This window comes from Streptomyces sp. NPDC001027, from assembly GCF_040299045.1.
GTDB lineage: Bacteria > Actinomycetota > Actinomycetes > Streptomycetales > Streptomycetaceae > Streptomyces.
This window is the reverse complement of sequence record NZ_JBEPBI010000571.1, coordinates 1-1,456: the sequence shown is the minus strand read 5'-3', so window position 1 is coordinate 1,456 and position 1,456 is coordinate 1. Positions and strand designations below refer to the sequence as shown.

Here is a 1,456-nt window from a genome sequence, read left to right as displayed (position 1 = left end):
CACCCCCCGCCGGGCCCCGGGGCCCGGGGCCCGGGGCCCGGGATGCGTACCCTTTTCGCCCTCTTCTGGAGGCCGCCTCATGACCGAGCACCCCGAAGAACCGCCGCTGGCCGGCATCACCGTCGTCAGCATCGAGCAGGCGGTGGCCGCTCCTTTCGCCACCCGCCAGCTGGCCGATCTCGGCGCCCGGGTCATCAAGGTGGAGCGGCCCGGCGGGGGAGACTTCGCCCGCCGGTACGACACCACGGTGCACGGCGAGTCCAGCTACTTCGTGTGGCTCAACCGGTCGAAGGAATCCGTCACGCTCGACCTGAAGTCGGACGCGGGCCGCAGGATCCTGGACCAGCTGCTCGCCGGAGCCGACGTGTTCGTGCAGAACCTGGCGCCGGGCGCGGCGGCGAGGATGGGCCTGGGCGCCGGAGCCCTCGCCGAGCGCTTCCCCTCCCTGATCCCCTGCTCCGTCTCCGGCTACGGGACCAGCGGCCCCTGGGCCGACCGCAAGGCCTACGACCTCCTGATCCAGTGCCAGACCGGCCTGGTCTCGCTGACCGGCAACGAGCACGGGGCGGCTCGCGTCGGGATATCGATCGCCGACATCGCCGCAGGCATGTACGCCTACTCCGGCATCCTCACCGCCCTTTTCGCCCGGGCGGCCAAGGGCGCCGTACGGGCCGTGGAGGTGTCGCTGTTCGAGGCCCTGGCCGAGTGGCTGAGCCAGCCCGCCTACTACACCCGCTACGGCGGCGCCCAGCCCCCGCGCATCGGCGCCCAGCACGCCACCATCGCCCCCTATGGCGCCTACGCCTGCGCCGACGGCAAGGACGTGCTGTTCTCCATCCAGAACGAGCGCGAATGGGCGGCCCTGTGCGAGCGGTTCCTGGCCCGGCCGGGGCTTGTCACGGACCCGCGGTTCGCCACCGGCTCGGCCCGCGTCGGCCGCCGCACGGAGCTGAACGCGATCGTGGCCGAGCGGTTCGGCGAGCTGAACAGCGAAGACGTGACCAGACTGCTGGACGAGGCCGGAATCGCCAACTCGGGCGTGAACGACATCGAGGAGTTCCTGGCCCACCCGGTGCTCAGCGAACGAGGCCGATGGCGCGACGTACGGATCCCCGGGGAAGCCGTGGTGCCCGCGCTGCTGCCGCCGGTCGACCTGGCGGGAACCGCCCCGCGCATGGGCCCGGTGCCCGCAGCCGGGGAGCACACCGAGACCGTCCTGGCCGAACTGGGATACGGCAGCGCCGACATCGACCGCCTCAGGGCCGACAGCGTCATCTGAAGCGCATCTGGACACATCCGGAACACAAGGAGTCCCCCGCATGAGCACCCTCGACATCCTCGCCGAGGACGAGCAGTTCATCGTCCGCACGGTGCGCGACTTCGTCGACAAGGAGGTGAAGCCGGTCGTCCGGGAACTGGAACACGCGAACACCTACCCCGAAGCCCTGATCGAGCA

Annotated in this window: 2 protein-coding genes; both read left to right on the top strand. The window is 71.2% G+C overall.

Going from position 1 to position 1,456, the window contains the following annotated elements:
* Positions 1-79: 79 nt before the first annotated feature.
* Positions 80-1,279 (top strand): CaiB/BaiF CoA transferase family protein, encoded by a 1,200-nt coding sequence (locus tag ABT300_RS43985; protein ID WP_351688773.1) that lies wholly within the window; start codon positions 80-82, stop codon positions 1,277-1,279.
* 40 nt (positions 1,280-1,319) lie between these two features.
* Positions 1,320-1,456: acyl-CoA dehydrogenase family protein (locus ABT300_RS43980; protein WP_351688775.1), on the top strand; the 137-nt coding region annotated here is incomplete at its 3' end.